Source organism: Variovorax sp. Soil_C_12 (assembly GCF_057657375.1).
On the sequence record NZ_JBDGIO010000002.1, the window covers coordinates 167948 to 184326 of the forward strand.

The following is a 16379-nucleotide window of genomic DNA, read 5'->3' on the forward strand; positions in this document are numbered from 1 at the left end:
TCGGATCCCTCATCCGGCTACGTGCGTCGCACACATTTATTTAATGGACAATCTCAAGCACGCTTCAGCGCACCTGTGGCACGCCTCTGCGCACTCCTGGCAGTGCAACGCCTTGTGCGTTGCGCACTCGTCGCCGCATGCTTGACAGATGTCCGCGCAGAGTCTGCAGATTGCAGTCGCGTATTCACTGCCCCTGGCCATTGCGGCCGCGGCGACCTGGCACATCGCCGCACAATCCATGTCCAGTGCGACGCAACGGGCCATCATCCGTACGTCCCTGTCCTTCAGACAGGAGGCCGCACAGTGGCTGCACGCAACCGCGCAGTTGTTGCAAGCCTCGATGCAGTCGGCGTACCTTTCATGGGGCATTACGATCTCCTTGGGATAGGCCAGAACTCCGGCGGGTTGGTTAGCTATTCGCTTGTCAGATCTGAGAGCGCCCGTGCCGGTGAAAGGCGCCCGCTGAAACACGGCGCCGTGCCTCAAGCAAGTTGGCCGTGATCTTTCAGACAGCGCCATGCTGATCACGGTTCGGCGGCAAAATACAGTCCGGTGAAGGACGGGAAAGAGCGCTCCGGGTATCCCGGCAGGTACATGGACCTTTCGTGAACTGCCCATCGATCCCGCAAGGTGTAGCCCAGCTCTTCAATAGCGCGCACCAACCGATCACGGTTGAACACATGCATGGGCGCGAAGGAGCCTTCACCGATGTTCTGGGTGGTCACGAAGTCATCGCCTTCGTAGAGAGGCAACTTGTTGAGCAACAGGTGCATGGGCATCTCCTTGCTCCGCTTGAGCAAATCGCTTGGTCGCGCATCCTCCATATATTGAAGAGCGCCTGCGGAGATCCATACGTCAGCGCCAGCGCTGGCCAGAGCTTCTTCCAGGTTGTCGGTAAATGTCAGTTCGGCCGCTGCGCGTTCGGTCGTGAGCTTGCGGCCGATGGAGACGATTGCCGGAACTTCGACGACGCGCCAAGTCACCTCAGGAGGCATGTCCATGTAGAGCCGATAGGCGTAGTAGTGAACACCGACAGAGCCGCCGATGTCCAGCACGCTCCTGGCGCGATCACGAAACGCGCGATCAAGCCACCACATCACCGGATAGTCATAGGCGAATACCTGCTGGGTCCGAACCTCGACGTACTCGGTGGCCAGCGCTTCGTTGTTGAATTCCGGATTCGGAGGCAGCCATGCGCGGGCTGCCGCAAAGCTGTCGAACAACCCGAAGTAGAAGCCGAATCCCTCCTTGGCAAGAAACTGCTGTCGCCGCCATCGCATCAACGCGGATCGCGTGACGGGCCCTTCCAGGAGTTCGCGCATGATCTGCGCAACGTTCGCATGTGCCGGCATGGGACCCTCCTTAGCGGTTTTGCGCCGGTGCCCGGCTAACGTGCCGCTTCGAGCCTGGTGACGGTGAACTTGCCGTCGATCTTTTGGGCCTGGAACCGTACCTTGTCCCCAGCCTGGACCCTGTCCAGGATGGCGTCCTCCTTCACCTGGAAAACCATCGTCATGGCGGGCATGTCGAGGTTCTTCAGCGGGCCATGCTTGAGCGTGAGCTTCTTGCCGTCCTTGTCCACCTTGCGGACCTCGCCCTCGGCGAGTTCGGCAGCGGTTGCGGCCGGGGCGCCGCTGCTGGGCTGCGCGTGCGCGGCAGTGGAGATACCGAGTGCAGCGATTGAAACGAGGAGTGCGTATCGAAAATTGATCATGTGAGTTCCTTGAATGAATGAAGGAGAAGAGGCTTGCGATAGGACCTGCTGGGACAGGATGTAGCGCCGGCGGTCGCCTACTTTCCTGCGGCCTTGGACACGTTCACGGCGCCTTTCATGCCGGCGTCGTAGTGACCTGGTTGCAGGCACGCGAAGTCCACCTTGCCGGCCTTGGTGAACTGCCAGACGATCTCGCCGGTCTTGCCGCCAGCGAGGCTCACCATGTTCGGATCGGCGTGTTCCATCTCCGGGTTCTTCTTCATGACCTCGTAGTGCGCCTTCAGCTCCTTCTCGGTGCCGAGCACCAACTCGTGCTTGAGCTTGCCGGAGTTGGTGACGACGAAGCGCACGGTTTCGCCTTGCTTCACGTCGATGCTGGAAGGGCTGAAGCGCATGCCATCTGACATTTCGACGTTGACGGTGCGCGTCGCCTTCGAAGCGATACCGGGCTTGCCGATCGCGTCATCGTGGCCATGGTCACCGGCATGCTTGCCAGCGGCAAATGCAGCCGTCGAGGTGAGGGTGATCATCGCTGCGACTGCGGCGATGCTGATTGATTTGTTCATGGGGTTTCCTTCTGTTGAGATGAGGGAGAGGGGAAGGTCATCAGTGGCCTGAATGGCCGCTGGCGGGCTTACGGACTTGGACCTCGACGCTCCTGGCCGGCATGTTCCGCGCGGGCATGGCGGCCGCGCCGGCGCTGCGGGATCGAGGCGGCTCGGGCAACTGCCCATCGAATTCGTAGGCCACCGTGCCTTGCGGGTGCTTGAACCAGCCCGGATTCGAGTAGTCGCCCGGCTTCTGGCCCCTGCGCACCTTGACGACGCTGAACATGCCGCCCATCTCGACCGAGCCGAAAGGGCCTTCGCCGCCCATCATCGGCGCCGTGTTGTCGGGGATGGGCATCTCCATCTCGGTCATGTCGGCCATGCCGCGTTCGCCCATCACCATGTAGTCGGGCACGAGCTTGGTGATCTTCCTGACCATGTCCTTGTGGTCGACACCGATCATGGTGGGCACGTCGTGGCCCATCGCGTTCATCGTGTGGTGGCTCTTGTGGCAATGAAAGGCCCAGTCGCCTTCCTCGTTGGCGAGGAACTCGATCTGGCGCATCTGGCCGACCGCCACGTCGGTCGTGACCTCGTGCCAGCGGGTGCTCTTCGGTGTCGGGCCGCCGTCGGTCCCGGTGACCAGGAACTCGTGCCCGTGCAGGTGCATGGGGTGGTTGGTCATCGTCAGGTTGCCGAAGCGGATGCGCACCTTGTCGTTGAGCCTGACGTTGAGCGAATCGATGCCCGGAAAAATCCGGCTGTTCCAGGACCACAGGTTGAAGTCCAGCATCGTCATGATCTTCGGCGTCGCGCTGCCGGGCTCGATGTCGTAGGCATTGAGCAGGAACACGAAGTCGCGGTCGACCTCGTCGATCAACGGGTGCTTCGCCTTCGGGTGGGTGACCCAGAAGCCCATCATTCCCATCGCCATCTGCGTCATCTCGTCCGCATGCGGGTGGTACATGAAGGTGCCGGGGCGGCGTGCCACGAACTCGTAGACGAAGGTCTTGCCGGGTTTGATCGCCGGTTGAGTGAGACCGGTGACGCCGTCCATGCCGTTGGGTATGCGCTGGCCGTGCCAGTGGATGCTGGTGTGCTCGGGCAGCTTGTTGGTGACGAAGATGCGCACGCGGTCGCCCTCCACCACCTCGATGGTTGGGCCCGGCGACTGACCGTTGTAGCCCCATAGGTGAGCCTTGAAGCCAGGGGCCATCTCGCGCACCACGGGCTCGGCCACGAGATGAAACTCCTTGACACCGTTGTTCATGCGCCAGGGAAGCGTCCAGCCGTTGAGCGTGACGACAGGGTTGTAGGGACGCCCTGTCGAAGGCGAGAGCGGCGGCATGGTGTCCGGCTTGGTCTGCAGCACCGCTTCGGGCAAGGCGGCCATGGCCACCTTGCTGACCGAAGCAGCTGCGATGGCGCCGGTGATAGCGCTCGCGCCGCTCAGGAAGTTGCGTCTGTTTGTCATATTGGTCTGTGGAAGGAAGTCGCTCAGTGAGCGGCAGCGGCCGCCGGCGGTGCGCCTGCGCTGGCCGTCGGTGCCGTCATGGCCGAGGGCTTGCCGATTACCGACGCCGCGAGCGCTGCGTCTGCAAGCCAGAACTGCTGCTGGGCATTGATGGCGTTGTTCACGCTCGTGATCTGGTCGCGGGCTTCGGCCAGCAGTTCGAACACGCCGATCAGCATCCCGTTGTAGCGAAGCACGTTCTCGTCCGCCATGGTCTGGCGCAGCGGCACGATCTCGTCGCGGTAGTGGCGCGCGATGTCGTAGGCCGTGCGATAGGCGGAATAGCCCTCGCGCAGCTGCGAAGTCGCGCCGCGCACGGTGGCGTCGTAGCGGTTGGCCGCTGCGAGCGCCTGGGCATTCAGCGCATCGCGCTGGGCAGATCCCCAATCGAAGAGCGGCAGGCGGATGTCGAGCTCGAAACCGCGCCGCGTCCCGCGGGTTCCCTCGGCGTTGTCGAAGACCGTATCCCTCCGGATGCCGGCCTCCACATCGATGAAAGTCGACAGGAGATTGATGCCCTGCGACTTTCCGGCGAGGTCAAGCTGAGCCCGGGCTTGCTGCACATCCAGGCGTTGCTCAGTGGCGGTCGCTGCCACCTCGCTTGCCTCGCGAGGTGCCTTGGGCAGATCCGGCAGGCGCTCCGGCAGCTTCAGCCTGACGGCTTGCGCATCGTCAAGGCCGAGGGCGCGGACCAGTTCCTCGCGGGCGGCGGTGTCCGCATGGCGCGCCGAGGCAAGCTGCGTGGTGGCATCGGCATAGAACACCTGCTGGCGTGCGCGCTGCAGCTTGCTAAAGTTGCCGACGAGATGCATGCGGCGGGCGAGTTCGGCGCTGGCCTCCGCCGATTCCTTGACCTGCTCGGCGTACTGCACCGACTGCCGGGCCGCGACGGCACGTACCCAGGCTTGGCGTACCTGCGTCACCTGGTCCACCACCGCGCCGCTCAGCTGCACCTGCGCCTGAGCGGCCTGGCTTCGGGAGATCGAGAGCCGCTGCGGCAGCAGAATCAGGTCGACCAGGCCGAAGGACAGCAAGCGCCCGATCTCGAGCTCGTGGCCCAGGCGCACGCGCTCGAAGGTGAAGACGGGGTTGGGTAGCCGGCTCGCTTGGTTGGCCGAGGCAATGTCGGCCCAGCTTTGGGAGATCAGCGCCTGCAGCGCAGGGCTGTTCGCAAGTGCCAGGCGCACCGCGTCATCCTGCGACAGCGGCTTGCCGAGCAGCTCCTCTGAAAGCGCCGTGCGGGCTTCTCGCTGCTCTTTGGTCCGGCTCAGCTGGAGCTGGCCCCCCGTGAACTGCGAGGCAGAGGAGTTCGTCTCCTTCAGCGCATCGTCGATTCCAACGGAAGCACAGCCGGCAAGGAATGCAGCGGCGAGCACGATCGATGCGATCTGCAGCGGCCGCCTCATGGCTTGTCCTTCGGCGCCGTCGACTTGGGCATGGACATTGAGTGTCCGGCGTGCGGATCAGCGAGGCCGGATGACTTTTCGTCGGCCTCGCCCGCGCTCTCCTTGGCATAGGCGCGCCAGCCGCCGCGCTGGTGGACGGCCTCGTTGGCCTCTTTCCATGGAACGGGCTTTTCGTCGGCAAATGGCTTGTAGCCGTCCATCGCCGATCGGAAGGAAAGCGCTGCCGCAGGTTCGGCGGCGGTAGGGGGGACCGGGCCAGGGCCGGTCTGAGCGCCCGCTGCCAAGGCAGCCAGGGCGGGCAAAGCAGCCAGCCAACGGGCCGGCAAGAAAGTGAACATGGGATCCTCGCGATGTTCATGAACGGCATGCCGTCAGCGAGCCCGCGAAGGGCGTGACGACACGAACGGTGCATGCGCGCCCCATCGCCGGCAGTAGAACTGCCGGGCGCTGGACGCAGTTACGCGCGAGGTGGTTTGTGGGGAACGCTAGGCGACACAGTCGCCATCGCGCGCAGAGGCTCTGCGAGATCGGCCTGGGGCAGACCGTGAAGGATGGGTGTGTCGAGCGTCGACGTCATGCCGACCGAATGACACGCGGCGCAATTGCCGCATTTGTGAGACGCGTCCGACGAATCATCATGCGCGGTTAAAGCATGATGGTGGTCCGCGCTGTCATCGCTGCTCACAGTTGCATGATGGTGCTCCGCGCCTTGCGTGCCGTGGTCGTGCCGGCTGTGGTCGTGGACGACGCCCGAGCTCGAAGGCGCCGGCTCAGGTGCGCAAAACGTCATGGCCGCGGCCGCGTAGCCCTGAAAGGGCACCGCCAGCATCATGAGCCACAGCAGGATTGCGCGGAGATGGAGCATTGCCGAAATTGTAGAGGGGTTGTCTGGCCTTGGCTATTCACCTGCATCAGAGGCTGGCAGCGATCACGCCGGCGACCGCTAGCGAGCAAGCTCCAGGTGGGTGATCGTTGGCCTGCCTTTGACGACTTCCGCTTGAAACCGGATCTTGTCGCCAGGCTTGACCGCATCGAGCATCTTCTTGTTTCCCACGTCGAAAGCCATCGTCATGGCGGGCATCGCGAGATTGGGTAGGTCCCCATGATCCAGGATGAGCTCACCGGACTCACGAAGGACGCGCTCGACCGTCGCGTCGGCCAGGGGCAGAGTGGTCACTTGAGCGGCTCTTGCGGGCTTCTTGGGACCTGATGGGGCACTCGTGGATGTCTGGGCGTGGACGCTGGCGGTCGCGAGGACGAGACCGACCGCCAGAATTCGGGAAGCAGTTGCATGGCACGGCCCAGACCGAAAAAAGGAGATCGCTGTGACTGCCAGTAGATAAAGGCGACTCTTCATGAGAAGTCCAAAAGCAGGTATACCCGCCTACTCTACCTGCACAGTGCGCAGGCGCAGCGCATTGCCGATGACGCTCACCGACGACAGCGCCATCGCCGCGGCCGCGACGACCGGCGACAGCAACAACCCAAAGAAGGGGTAGAGCACACCGGCTGCCAAGGGAATCCCAGCCACGTTGTACGCGAATGACAGGAACAGGTTTTGGCGGATATTGCGCATGGTCGCATGCGACAGCGTTCGGGCGCGCACGATACCCATCAAGTCGCCCTTGAGCAGGGTGACGCCAGAGCTCTCCATGGCGACGTCGGTGCCGGTTCCCATCGCGATGCCGACCTCGGCCGCGGCCAGGGCGGGGGCGTCATTCACCCCATCGCCGGCCATGGCCACCACGCGGCCTTCGGACTTCAGTCGCTGAACGACCGAGGCCTTGTCTTCGGGAAACACTTCCGCGACCACCTCGTCGATGCCGAGCTGGCGTCCGACGGCCTCGGCTGTCGTCTTTCCGTCGCCGGTGAGCATCACGATCCGAACGCCGGCGGCCTTCAGCGCCTGCAGGGCGGACGGGGTCGTCGCCTTGATCGGGTCGGCGATGGCGACGAAGCCGGCCAGCTTGCCGCCCGCGCCCACGATCACCGTGGCTGCCTTCTGGCGCTGGCCTTCTGCCGACGCTTCGAGTCCGCCGATGTCGATGGAATGCTCGGCCAGGAACTTGGCGCTGCCCGAGACAATGGACTCGCCGCCGACCGTGCCGATGACGCCCTTGCCGACCGGCGAGTCGAAGTCGGTCACGGGCGACAAGGGCAGCTTGCGCTCCTGGGCGTCCATCACGATGGCCATGGCCAGGGGGTGTTCGCTGGCACGCTCGACGCTGGCGAGCTTTTGGAGCACGTCCTCGGCGGTGAATCCAGGCGCCGGCTCGATATGGACCACCTTTGGGTGGCCTTCCGTGAGCGTGCCGGTCTTGTCGACCACCAGCGTGTCGACCTTCTCCATGCGCTCCAGTGCCTCGGCGTCCCGGATGAGCACCCCGTGCTGGGCGCCACGGCCGACACCCACCATGATGGACATGGGCGTCGCCAGGCCGAGCGCACAGGGACAAGCGATGATCAGGACAGCCACCGCAGTGATGAGTGCGTAGCTGAAGGCAGGCGATGGCCCCCAGACCAGCCAAGCGACGAAGGTCAGCAGGGCCACGAGAATAACGACCGGCACGAACCAGCCGGCCACCTGGTCGGCCATCCGCTGAATCGGGGCGCGGCTGCGCTGCGCGGCCGCCACCATGTGGACGATCTGCGAGAGCAGCGTGTCGGCGCCGACCTTTTCGGCACGCATCACGAAGCCGCCGGTTTGGTTCATCGTGCCTGCAGTGACCTTGGAACCCACGGCCTTCGAAACCGGAATTGGCTCTCCCGTGACCATCGACTCGTCGACGTTGCCTTTGCCCTCGGCAAGCTCACCGTCCACCGGCACCTTCTCGCCCGGGCGCACACGCAGCAGGTCTCCGACTTGAATGGCGTCGACCTGGACCGTCTCGTCCGTCCCATCTTGGCGAACTTTGAGAGCGGTCTTAGGGGCTAGACCCAGCAGCGCCTTGATGGCGCCCGACGTCTTCTCGCGCGCTCGCAGCTCGAGCACTTGGCCGAGCAGCACCAGCACGGTAATGACCGCGGCCGCCTCGAAGTAGATCTGCACGGCACCGTCAGTCAGACGCAGTTCCTCCGGGAACAGTTGCGGCGCCACCGTGCCCACCACGCTGTAAAGCCACGCCGCGCCCGTACCGAGCGCGATGAGTGAGAACATGTTGAGGCTGCGGTTCTGCACCGACGCTGCTGCGCGTACGAAGAACGGCCAACCGGCCCAGAGCACCACTGGCGTGCCCAGGAGCAGTTGAATCCAGTTCGACAGCTGCAGGCCGAGCAGGTGATTCAGATTGGTCAGGTGGCCACCCATTTCCAACGCGAACACCGGGGCCGTGAGCGCGGTACCAATCCAGAAGCGGCGAGTCATATCGCGCAGCTCGGGACTCTCGCCAGCTGCCTCGGTCGCCACGACCGGCTCCAGAGCCATGCCGCAGATCGGGCAATGGCCGGGACCCATCTGCCGGATCTGCGGATGCATCGGGCAGGTGTACTCCCCCTGCTCGCCAGAGGGCACCGTCACCGTGGACCTGGCTTCCGAAGGCGCCTGATGTGAGGAGCGTCCTGAATGGTTGTGATCCGGGTGGTGGTGTTCCGTGCTGGATGGCGGCAAGGCGTTCTCCTGTTCTTGTTTGCCAGTCTCAACCTTGCCAGCGTGGGAAGGTCAAGGGGGCAGAAGTGCCCTTACTGACGCATCGAAAGCGCGGCCGCCGCAATCCAGATGCCCTGACTCATCGGGCGTCTTGGCCGCCATCATCTTGTCGTGCATCTCCTGCATCGACCTCATCTAGGAATTCAACTGAGTTCGGGGTCTGGGTGCTTGCCTTGGCGGCGGACTTCAACCCGCCGTGCACCAGACCGCAAGCGCCGAATAGTTGTCCTGATCGCTGCGCCCGGCTTGCTGCACACCCGCTTCGAGGCGATCGAGCCAGGCCTGGGCGCCGCCGCAGCCAGCGACGCTGTGCGCCATTGCCACGTCGTCGAAGGCCGACCAGAGGCCATCGCTGCACAGCAGCAGCGCATCGCCGGAGGCGAGCATCTGCGGCGTTTCCAAGGCCTCGAAGTCGAAGCCCTCGGGCGAGCCGAGCGCCGAGGTCAGCTGCCCCGAGGGGGCGGCGCTTGCGCTCAGGCCGGCGTCACGCAGGCGCTCTTCGAGGCTCTGGTCGCGGGTGCGCCCGAGCAGGCGGGCGTCATGCCAGCGGTACAGGCGCGAATCACCGGCATGGGCCCACAGCGCCGCGCCGCTGAACAGATCGAGCAGCAGCACCACGATGGTGGTGCGCATGTCGGCCGTCAGGGTGCCGGCCACCTGTTGTGCAACGACGGCTTCGTTGGCCCCCTGGAGCAGCCACTGCAGCGCATCCAGGCTGACCTCGGGATGGAGCGCGAAGGCTTCCAGCACATGCGTCACGGCGGCGCGCGAGGCCGTCTGGCCGCCGCCATGCCCGCCGGCGCCGTCGCACAGCACGGCGACCAGGGAACCCGCGCCCTCCCAGTAGCCGAAGGCATCTTCGTTGCACTCGCGCCGCCCGGTCTGCGACAGCGCGGCGAGCGAGACGGTCAACGCGCGCCCGGCCATGGCGCCTCCGGCGATGGGGGGCCGGCGTCGGGGCCGGCGTTGCCGCGCGACTGGGCTTCGTAGGCGCGCAGGAATTCGCGTCCGAAGATGGTCTGGAAGTCGTCGTCCAGGTGTTCCAGCAACTGGGCGTGCTGCATGCGGTGGCGCTGCCAGAGGGCGGCGGCGCGCAGCACGGGCACGTGCGAAAGACCGTGCGCCGGCCCCTCCCCGCTCTCGGCCGCCTCGGGGCCCAGCCGGGAGAAGAGCTCGAACACCGCCGCGCGCATGCCGGCCACCATCGCCACCTGATGCACCAGCAGGTCGTGGTGCGCATCGTGCAAGGCGGCCACGGGGTCGAGGAAGCCCGGGCTGGCCTCGCGCTGGAGCATGCGCGTCAGCGCCTCGGTCGCATCCGGCGAGAACTTCAGCGGGTTGTTCTGGCGCGGCGTGATGTGCGTGCCCTCGGCGCGCATCTGGCGCTTCGTGACGGCGCGGCTTTGCAGCAGCGCCAGCGTGCCCTCGGCCGTGGCCCGCAGCAGCGCGCCGAGGTGTTCCATCCATTCCGGCGTGAGCGGCGCAACCTCGGCGTCGAGGCCGGCGCCTCGGCTGAAAGCCGCTGCGAGCTCGTGCAGTTCGGGTGGCACGTTTCCCGGACGGCGATCGACTCTTCTTGTGGCCGCTGGCGCCACAGCCTCCGAAAGCGGCGCAGGCGCTGTCGAATCGGCTGCCTCGGCGGACGCTGTCGACGACGCCGCCGGCGGCGGCATCGAGGCCGCCGGGGGCAGCATCGGCGTGCCGGTGCGCACCACATGTCGGCTGGTCTGCCACGACACCACGGCGCTGGTCGCCGCCTCCTCGGGCGAACGTGCCAGGCCGGGCAGCGGCGATTCGGCGGCGAGCGGATCGGGCGCGCCTTCCAGGTCGAACCAGCGGTCCAGGCGCGAGCGCTGCGCAGCCGTCGCCACAGGCTCGACGGCGAGCTCGAAGCCGCCGATGCGCAGGCGATCGCCCACCGACAGGGCCCGTTCTCCGCCTGGGTCGACCTGCACGCCGTTCACCCACAAGGGGGTCTTGTTGCTGATGCAGCGCACCCGTGCGGCCTGACCGGCGGCGATGATCTGCGCGTGCTGGCGCGACACCAGGCGCAGCGGGTCCGTCAGCACCAGGGCGCAATCGACGGAGCGGCCGATCGTGAGGCCTTCGGGCGGCATCGGAAGCGCCGTCGCATCGGGTTCGGTGCCGCCGGGCCGGCGCGTGACACGCAGCGCGATCAAGGCGCCTCCGCATTCAGCCGAGGGCACGCCACAGGTCGGCCTGCACGCGGCGAGCGTCCATGTTCGGCGTGAGCTGTTCGACCACGTAGGCGACGAACTGCTCGCGGGTCTGCGACTTCGCCGCGCAGCGCTTGGCGACGACCCGCGCAATCGGACCCATCGAGGAAAGCAGTGCAGCGGCCGCCTTGTCGACATCGCCCTCGCGCATCGGCATGCCGGCCGCCGCTTCGCCCGCGCCCTGCGTGGGCCGGAATTGGGTGGTCGCCGTCGGGACCATGGTGCCGGTGCCGGTGCGGGTGGACGGCGCGCCGCCCTTGGCCAGGAAGCGCTCGCGCGCCTCGAAATCGACGATCGAGCCGGCGACGGCCTGGCGCACCGCCGCCAGCGAGGTCAAGCCGCGCGCGGCGCGGCGCACCAGCACGCGCGCCACCGGGCCGACATGCTCGGCCAGCTCGCGCTCGACCCCCGCCAGCGCGGCGGTGTCCCATCCGGTGGGCACCGGGACCGAAGGCGGGCTGGTGACGGGCAGCGGCTTCGAGGGGCTCAGGGGTGTCGTCGGCGGGTCGTTGATCGACGGCACCGATGCCGCGCCCGGCCGGGAAGGCGCGGAGGGATCGCGCTCCTTTGCGGCGGCCGGCTTCACCTCGGGGCTCTTGAGCCGGGGCGCGAGCACGATGCCGGCCGGGAGCACGTCCGGCACCGTTTCCGTCGCCAGCGCCAGCAGCGCGGTCCGCATCTCCATGGCGCTTGCATAGCGCTGCGCCGGGTCCTTGGCCAGCGCCCGGTCGAGCACCACGTCGAAGGGCTCGAGCGCGGGGTCCTTGGTGACCTCGCTCAGCGGCTTGTGCGGCTCGTAGACGATCTTGTACATGATCGCGTCGTCGGTGCCGGAAAAGGGCGTCGTCCCGCTCAGCATCTGGTAGAGCAGCACGCCTGCCGAGAACACGTCGACGCGCCGGTCGACGTCGCTGTTGGTGTACTGCTCGGGCGCGATGTAGCCGGGCGACCCGATGACGGAAGTGCCGCGGGTCAGGTTCGACGATTCGGTGCGCGCAATGCCGAAGTCGGTGATCTTGAGGCGCCCGTCGTCGGCGATGAGCAGGTTCGCCGGCTTGATGTCGCGGTGCACGATGCCGCGCTCGTGGGCGTAGTGCAGGCCGTCGAGCAGCTGCCCCATCAGGCACAGCACCTGCGACACCTCGAGCTTGCGCGGCGCGTGGATGTAGTCGCGCAGGTTCCGCCCGGCGACGTACTCCATCACGATGTAGGCGCAGTCGTTGTCCTCGCCGAACTGGTAGACCGAGACGATGTTGCGGTGCGTCAAGCGCCCCGCCGCCTTGGCTTCGACCCGAAAGCGCGCCGCCACGCTCGGGTCGTCCTCGCTCGATTCGATCAGGCGGCGGTGGATCGTCTTGATGGCCACCGGCCGGTCGATGGCCGGGTCGTGCGCCAGGTACACCATGCCCATCGCGCCCGAGCCGACCACGCCGCGGATCGGGTATGGACCGACATATTGGGGGATGGTGGCGGACATACGTGGGGGAGGACCTCAGGTCTCCAGCATTTTGATGGCCTGGTCGAGGCTGTGGCGCATGCGCGCGAACGATTGGGCCAGCGTCCCGATCTCGTCATGCCCATGCGTCTTGAATTCCGGGACATCGGGCTCGCCCAGGCTGACGCGGTTGGCCAGCTTCGACAGCGTCGTCACCGGCCGGATGACCAGCAGGTAGAGCAGCAGGTTCAGCACGATGCCGATCGCCACGAAGATGCCGATGAGCGACCCCATGAACACCTTGAACACCTGCTCGGCGCGCGCCAGCGGCACCGCCATGGGGACCGACACCACCTGCGCGCCGATCACTTCGTTCAGCTGCCAGCCGAAGCCGTTGGCCGGGCCGTATTTGTCGATCAGCGTGCGCGGCGCCGCCTCGACGGTGCTGTGGCATGCCAGGCAGGCGGCGTTGGTGATGCGCAGCGGGCGCGCGATGTAGAGCGAGCGCCCGGTGCCCGACTCGCGCTCGCCGACGAACTCCTTCTTGTCGGCCTGGGTGCGGAAGCGATTCACGATGTCGGCTTCCCAGTCGACCGCCCGATCCCGCGGGTTGGTCGGGTTCAGGGTCGCTTCCTTGTAGGTGTAGTCGGGGAAGTTCTTGGCCAGCGTCGCCAGCACTTCGGTGGCGGAATAGGCCGGGACCGTCTGCGGCAGGAAGGTGTACTTCATCTGCGTCTCGAGCAGCGGGCGGATCTGGTCGTTGGTGTAGGTGCGTACCGCCACCGCCTTTTCCATCGTCAGGCGCGCGTGGTTGAGCACTTCCTCCTTGGCGTTGCTTTGCAGCAGGTCATAGGAAACCTTGCCGGCGCCGAGCACACCCGCGACGAAGACAACCAGGAAGATCAGGTTGAACTTGAAAAGAAGGCGCATGAGGTACTCCAGTCCTGCTGTCTGTGGTCGCTGAGTTGCGGCAAGACTCGCGACGGTTCACTATGGTTTACCCGAGCCCGCGCTGGTGCCCTGGGCGGCAGCGGCCGCCGCCGCCGCGGCGGCCCGGCGCGCGGCCTCCCGGGCGCGCCGGCGCTCGGCCTCTTCGGCCATGCGGCGCGCGTAACCCTCGGGGTCCGCATAGGGTTCCCATTCGGGGTGCCGCGCCAGTTCGGCCTTGGCAGCGGCGCGGAAGCCCGGGTCGGCGGCTGCTCGCGGCTTCCACAGCGGCAGCAGCGGCAGACGCAGGCCCGGCTCGGTGCGCAGCCAGGCGGCCACGTCGGTGTAGTTGATCTCGCCGAGCGCCTTGGGCGCGACGGGGCGCTTGGCGAACTGCTCGCCGCGCGCGGGCAGCCGGTCGCGGAACTGGCGCGGCACCTTGGCCAGGAACTCGGGCGCGGCACGCCGCGCGACCGTCGGCGTGGCGCCCTCGCGCCGCTGTGCGAAGTCGCCGCTGGCCAGCTGCGATACCGTCTGGCCGCCTTCGCGCAGCGTCAGCTTGGCGGTGCCGCTTTCGACGAACACCTCGTACGCCGTGCCCGTCGTGTAGACCACGGTGCTGGCGGCCTGCGTCGCGAGCTCGAATGCCGGGCTGGCAAACGCGAAGGCCCCGCCGGTGCTGGCCTTGAGCCAGCCCTGGAGCAGGTACAGCGGCGGCGCCGTGAGCCCCTTGCCGACGCGGGGCCGCAGCATCAGCCTGGTCGATTCGCCGATGCCGACGAGAACGTCCCCGGGGAGCTCGATCTGGACGAAGGCACCGGGTGCCGTCTCGATGATGTCCTGTTCTTTCAGCAATACGCCCTCGGCGAGCGTGTGGCGCGTGGTCTGGCGAATCAGCGTGGCACTGCCTTCGACGATGCCGACGATGCTGGCAGCCTGCGCCCAGGCCGGCGACGACGCGAACAGGCTCGCGACGCACAGCACGAAAGACCCGAACGATTTCTTGGTGAGCCGCAAGACGTTCCTCCGCTGGCCATTGGCCACCATTGAATCTGGTGAATCTGGTTGTCAGCCAATGTGACAGCACATGTTAGCGAAGTCCCCACGCGGCGTGTTCGTCGTTTTCCCGGCTGACGTCCTCACATTGGAGGGGGAGGCGCCGTCCGTTGCGGGACTGCCCAAGCCGCTTGCCATCGCGCCCGCCGGCTCCGAGAATTCCTTTTTGCACGTCAGAGGACTCTCTTGAACCTCGACCCTGTCCCTCCCGTTGCGCTGGTGGTGGACGACGAGCCAGTGGCCCGCCTGATGGTGAAGGTGGCGCTGCAAAGCCTGGGCTGCGCGCCGGTGCTGGAGGCTGCCGACGGCATCGCGGCGCAGGAGGTCCTGCGCGAGCACCCGGAGGTCGCCCTGGTGCTGACCGACATCATGATGCCGCGCATGGACGGCCTGGAGCTGCTGCGCTGGGGACGCCAGGCCGTGCCGGACGCCATGTGGATCGTGCTTTCGGGGCTGGAGACCTTCGACTCGGCGGTGGCCGCGATCCGGCTGGGCGCCTTCGACTTCCTGCCCAAGTCGCCGCGCTCGGAAGAAATGGCGGTCGCGGTGCGCAATGCGCTCGAGCGGCGGCAACTGCTGGCCGAACGCGAGCGGCTGCACCGGGAGCTGCAGCGCAAGGTCCGCGAACTCGAGGAGACCTCCGAAGTGCTGCGCCGCGACCTCGAGCGGGCGGAAGTGATCCAGCGCGCCTTGCTGCCGCGCAGCCCGCCCCCCATGGAGGGCTATTGCATCCAGGCGGTCTACCGCCCCGGGCAGCATGTGGGCGGCGACCTCTACGACGTGATCCGGCTGGGCGAGCATCACCTCGCCTTCTACCTGGCCGACGCCACCGGCCACGGCGTGACCTCGGCGATGCTCTCGGTGCTGTTCAAGCAGCGGCTGGTCCTGGTGGACCCGGCGACGGGCCTCGCGCTGCCGCCGGCAGAGGTCCTGGCCGCCGTGAACCGCTCGATCTGCGAGACGCACGCCGCGCCCGGGCTGTTCCTCACGGCCGTCTTCGGCCTGCTGGACACCTCGGACGCGAGCCTCACGCTGGCCTCCGCGGGCCATCCGCCCGTGCTGCACGCACGCGAAGGCCGCGACACGCGCCTGATCCGCCGCACCGGGCCCGCGCTCGGGCTGGCGCCGGACGCGCACTTCGCACAGGAGCGCCTCCAGCTCCTGGCGGGCGACCGCATCCTCCTCTACACCGATGGGCTGCTGCCCTCCGGCTCGGAGCACGAGCTGGAGCTGCTGCAGCAGGTGCTCGCCAAGCCGCTCTCCAGTGCGCAGGAGGCGATGACCCTGCTTCACGGCGATGCTCCGGCGGGCGCGGACCGGGACGACGTGACCATCCTGCTCATCGACGCGCACGCGGGCGCCTCCTGGTTCGACAACGGTGCCTCGCTCCCCGCGGCGGCCGCATCCGGCGCGCCGCGGCCCGAGGGCGAGGCGGTGTTCTATGGCGAAACCGTGGCTGCCGCCTATCTGGCGCTGCGCGGCCGGGCCAGCTGGATGCACTGCGATGCCTTCCACGAGACGGCCCTGGCGGTGCTGAACGGGGGCCGCCCCCTGGTGCTGGAGCTGTCCGCCTGCGAGTACATGGACAGCACCTGTCTCGGCACGGTGCACGAGCTGGTCGCCCGCGGCGGCGTGGTGCTCGCCGGGGTGACGCCTGCCGTGCGGGCCCTGTTCGAGGAACTGAGCATGGAGCAGGTGCTGGCCGCGATCCGCGATGACGTCCCGGCCGCGCCCGAGCTCTACGCGCTGGGCGCGGGGGGCGAGCAGGCCGTGGTGCAGAAGCGCATCCTCAAGGCGCACGAGGCCCTGTCCGCGCTGAGCGAACGCAACCGCGAGGAGTTCAAGGACGTCGTCGAGTCGCTGCGCGGCGAGCAGGACGGGCCGAGATGAGCCCCGC

At 67.0% G+C, this 16379-nt stretch carries 15 protein-coding genes; 1 reads left to right on the top strand and 14 read right to left on the bottom strand.

The annotated features are described in order from the left end of the window. Positions 1 to 36 precede the first annotated feature (36 nt). The 14 genes from AC3A6X_RS05730 to AC3A6X_RS05795 form a co-directional block, all read right to left on the bottom strand. Positions 37 to 369, bottom strand: a complete 333-nt coding sequence (locus tag AC3A6X_RS05730; RefSeq protein ID WP_487841252.1) for a four-helix bundle copper-binding protein — start codon at positions 367 to 369, stop codon at positions 37 to 39. Between the two features lie 155 nt (positions 370 to 524). Continuing rightward, complete coding sequence (locus AC3A6X_RS05735; RefSeq protein WP_487841253.1) at positions 525 to 1352, bottom strand: methyltransferase, TIGR04325 family; 828 nt, start codon at positions 1350 to 1352, stop codon at positions 525 to 527. Positions 1353 to 1387: 35 nt separating this feature from the next. Continuing rightward, the gene (locus AC3A6X_RS05740) at positions 1388 to 1714 is read right to left on the bottom strand and encodes a copper-binding protein (protein WP_487841254.1); all 327 of its coding nucleotides are present in this window, start codon (positions 1712 to 1714) and stop codon (positions 1388 to 1390) included. Positions 1715 to 1791: 77 nt separating this feature from the next. Then, the gene (locus tag AC3A6X_RS05745; protein WP_487841255.1) at positions 1792 to 2280 is read right to left on the bottom strand and encodes a cupredoxin domain-containing protein; all 489 of its coding nucleotides are present in this window, start codon (positions 2278 to 2280) and stop codon (positions 1792 to 1794) included. A 40-nt stretch (positions 2281 to 2320) separates the two neighbouring features. After that, positions 2321 to 3736, bottom strand: a complete 1416-nt coding sequence (locus AC3A6X_RS05750) for a multicopper oxidase family protein (protein WP_487841256.1) — start codon at positions 3734 to 3736, stop codon at positions 2321 to 2323. 23 nt (positions 3737 to 3759) lie between these two features. Continuing rightward, positions 3760 to 5181 (bottom strand): TolC family protein, encoded by a 1422-nt coding sequence (locus tag AC3A6X_RS05755; protein ID WP_487841257.1) that lies wholly within the window; start codon positions 5179 to 5181, stop codon positions 3760 to 3762. Further along, entirely contained in the window at positions 5178 to 5381 is a 204-nt protein-coding gene (locus AC3A6X_RS05760; protein WP_487841258.1) for a hypothetical protein, read from the bottom strand. The genes AC3A6X_RS05755 and AC3A6X_RS05760 overlap by 4 nt, the downstream gene beginning before the upstream one ends. A 743-nt stretch (positions 5382 to 6124) precedes the next feature. Continuing rightward, complete coding sequence (locus AC3A6X_RS05765) at positions 6125 to 6358, bottom strand: copper-binding protein (RefSeq protein ID WP_487841259.1); 234 nt, start codon at positions 6356 to 6358, stop codon at positions 6125 to 6127. Between the two features lie 207 nt (positions 6359 to 6565). Beyond that, positions 6566 to 8788: a copper-transporting P-type ATPase gene (locus AC3A6X_RS05770; RefSeq protein WP_487841260.1), complete on the bottom strand. Its 2223-nt coding sequence runs from the start codon at positions 8786 to 8788 to the stop codon at positions 6566 to 6568. Between the two features lie 225 nt (positions 8789 to 9013). Then, complete coding sequence (locus AC3A6X_RS05775) at positions 9014 to 9754, bottom strand: PP2C family protein-serine/threonine phosphatase (RefSeq protein WP_487841261.1); 741 nt, start codon at positions 9752 to 9754, stop codon at positions 9014 to 9016. Beyond that, positions 9736 to 11007 (bottom strand): type VI secretion system-associated FHA domain protein TagH, encoded by a 1272-nt coding sequence (gene tagH / locus AC3A6X_RS05780; protein WP_487841262.1) that lies wholly within the window; start codon positions 11005 to 11007, stop codon positions 9736 to 9738. The genes AC3A6X_RS05775 and tagH overlap by 19 nt, the downstream gene beginning before the upstream one ends. Before the next feature lie 13 nt (positions 11008 to 11020). Beyond that, positions 11021 to 12541, bottom strand: a complete 1521-nt coding sequence (locus AC3A6X_RS05785) for a protein kinase domain-containing protein (RefSeq protein ID WP_487841263.1) — start codon at positions 12539 to 12541, stop codon at positions 11021 to 11023. A gap of 15 nt (positions 12542 to 12556) precedes the next feature. Further along, complete coding sequence (locus AC3A6X_RS05790; RefSeq protein ID WP_487841264.1) at positions 12557 to 13429, bottom strand: c-type heme family protein; 873 nt, start codon at positions 13427 to 13429, stop codon at positions 12557 to 12559. A gap of 60 nt (positions 13430 to 13489) precedes the next feature. Then, a complete protein-coding gene (locus AC3A6X_RS05795) occupies positions 13490 to 14443 on the bottom strand; it encodes a FecR family protein (RefSeq protein ID WP_487841265.1) in 954 nt (317 codons plus the stop codon). A gap of 225 nt (positions 14444 to 14668) precedes the next feature. Between AC3A6X_RS05795 and AC3A6X_RS05800 the strand changes: the two genes are divergently transcribed. Then, positions 14669 to 16372, top strand: a complete 1704-nt coding sequence (locus tag AC3A6X_RS05800; RefSeq protein WP_487841266.1) for a SpoIIE family protein phosphatase — start codon at positions 14669 to 14671, stop codon at positions 16370 to 16372. The last annotated feature ends 7 nt before the right edge of the window (positions 16373 to 16379 follow it).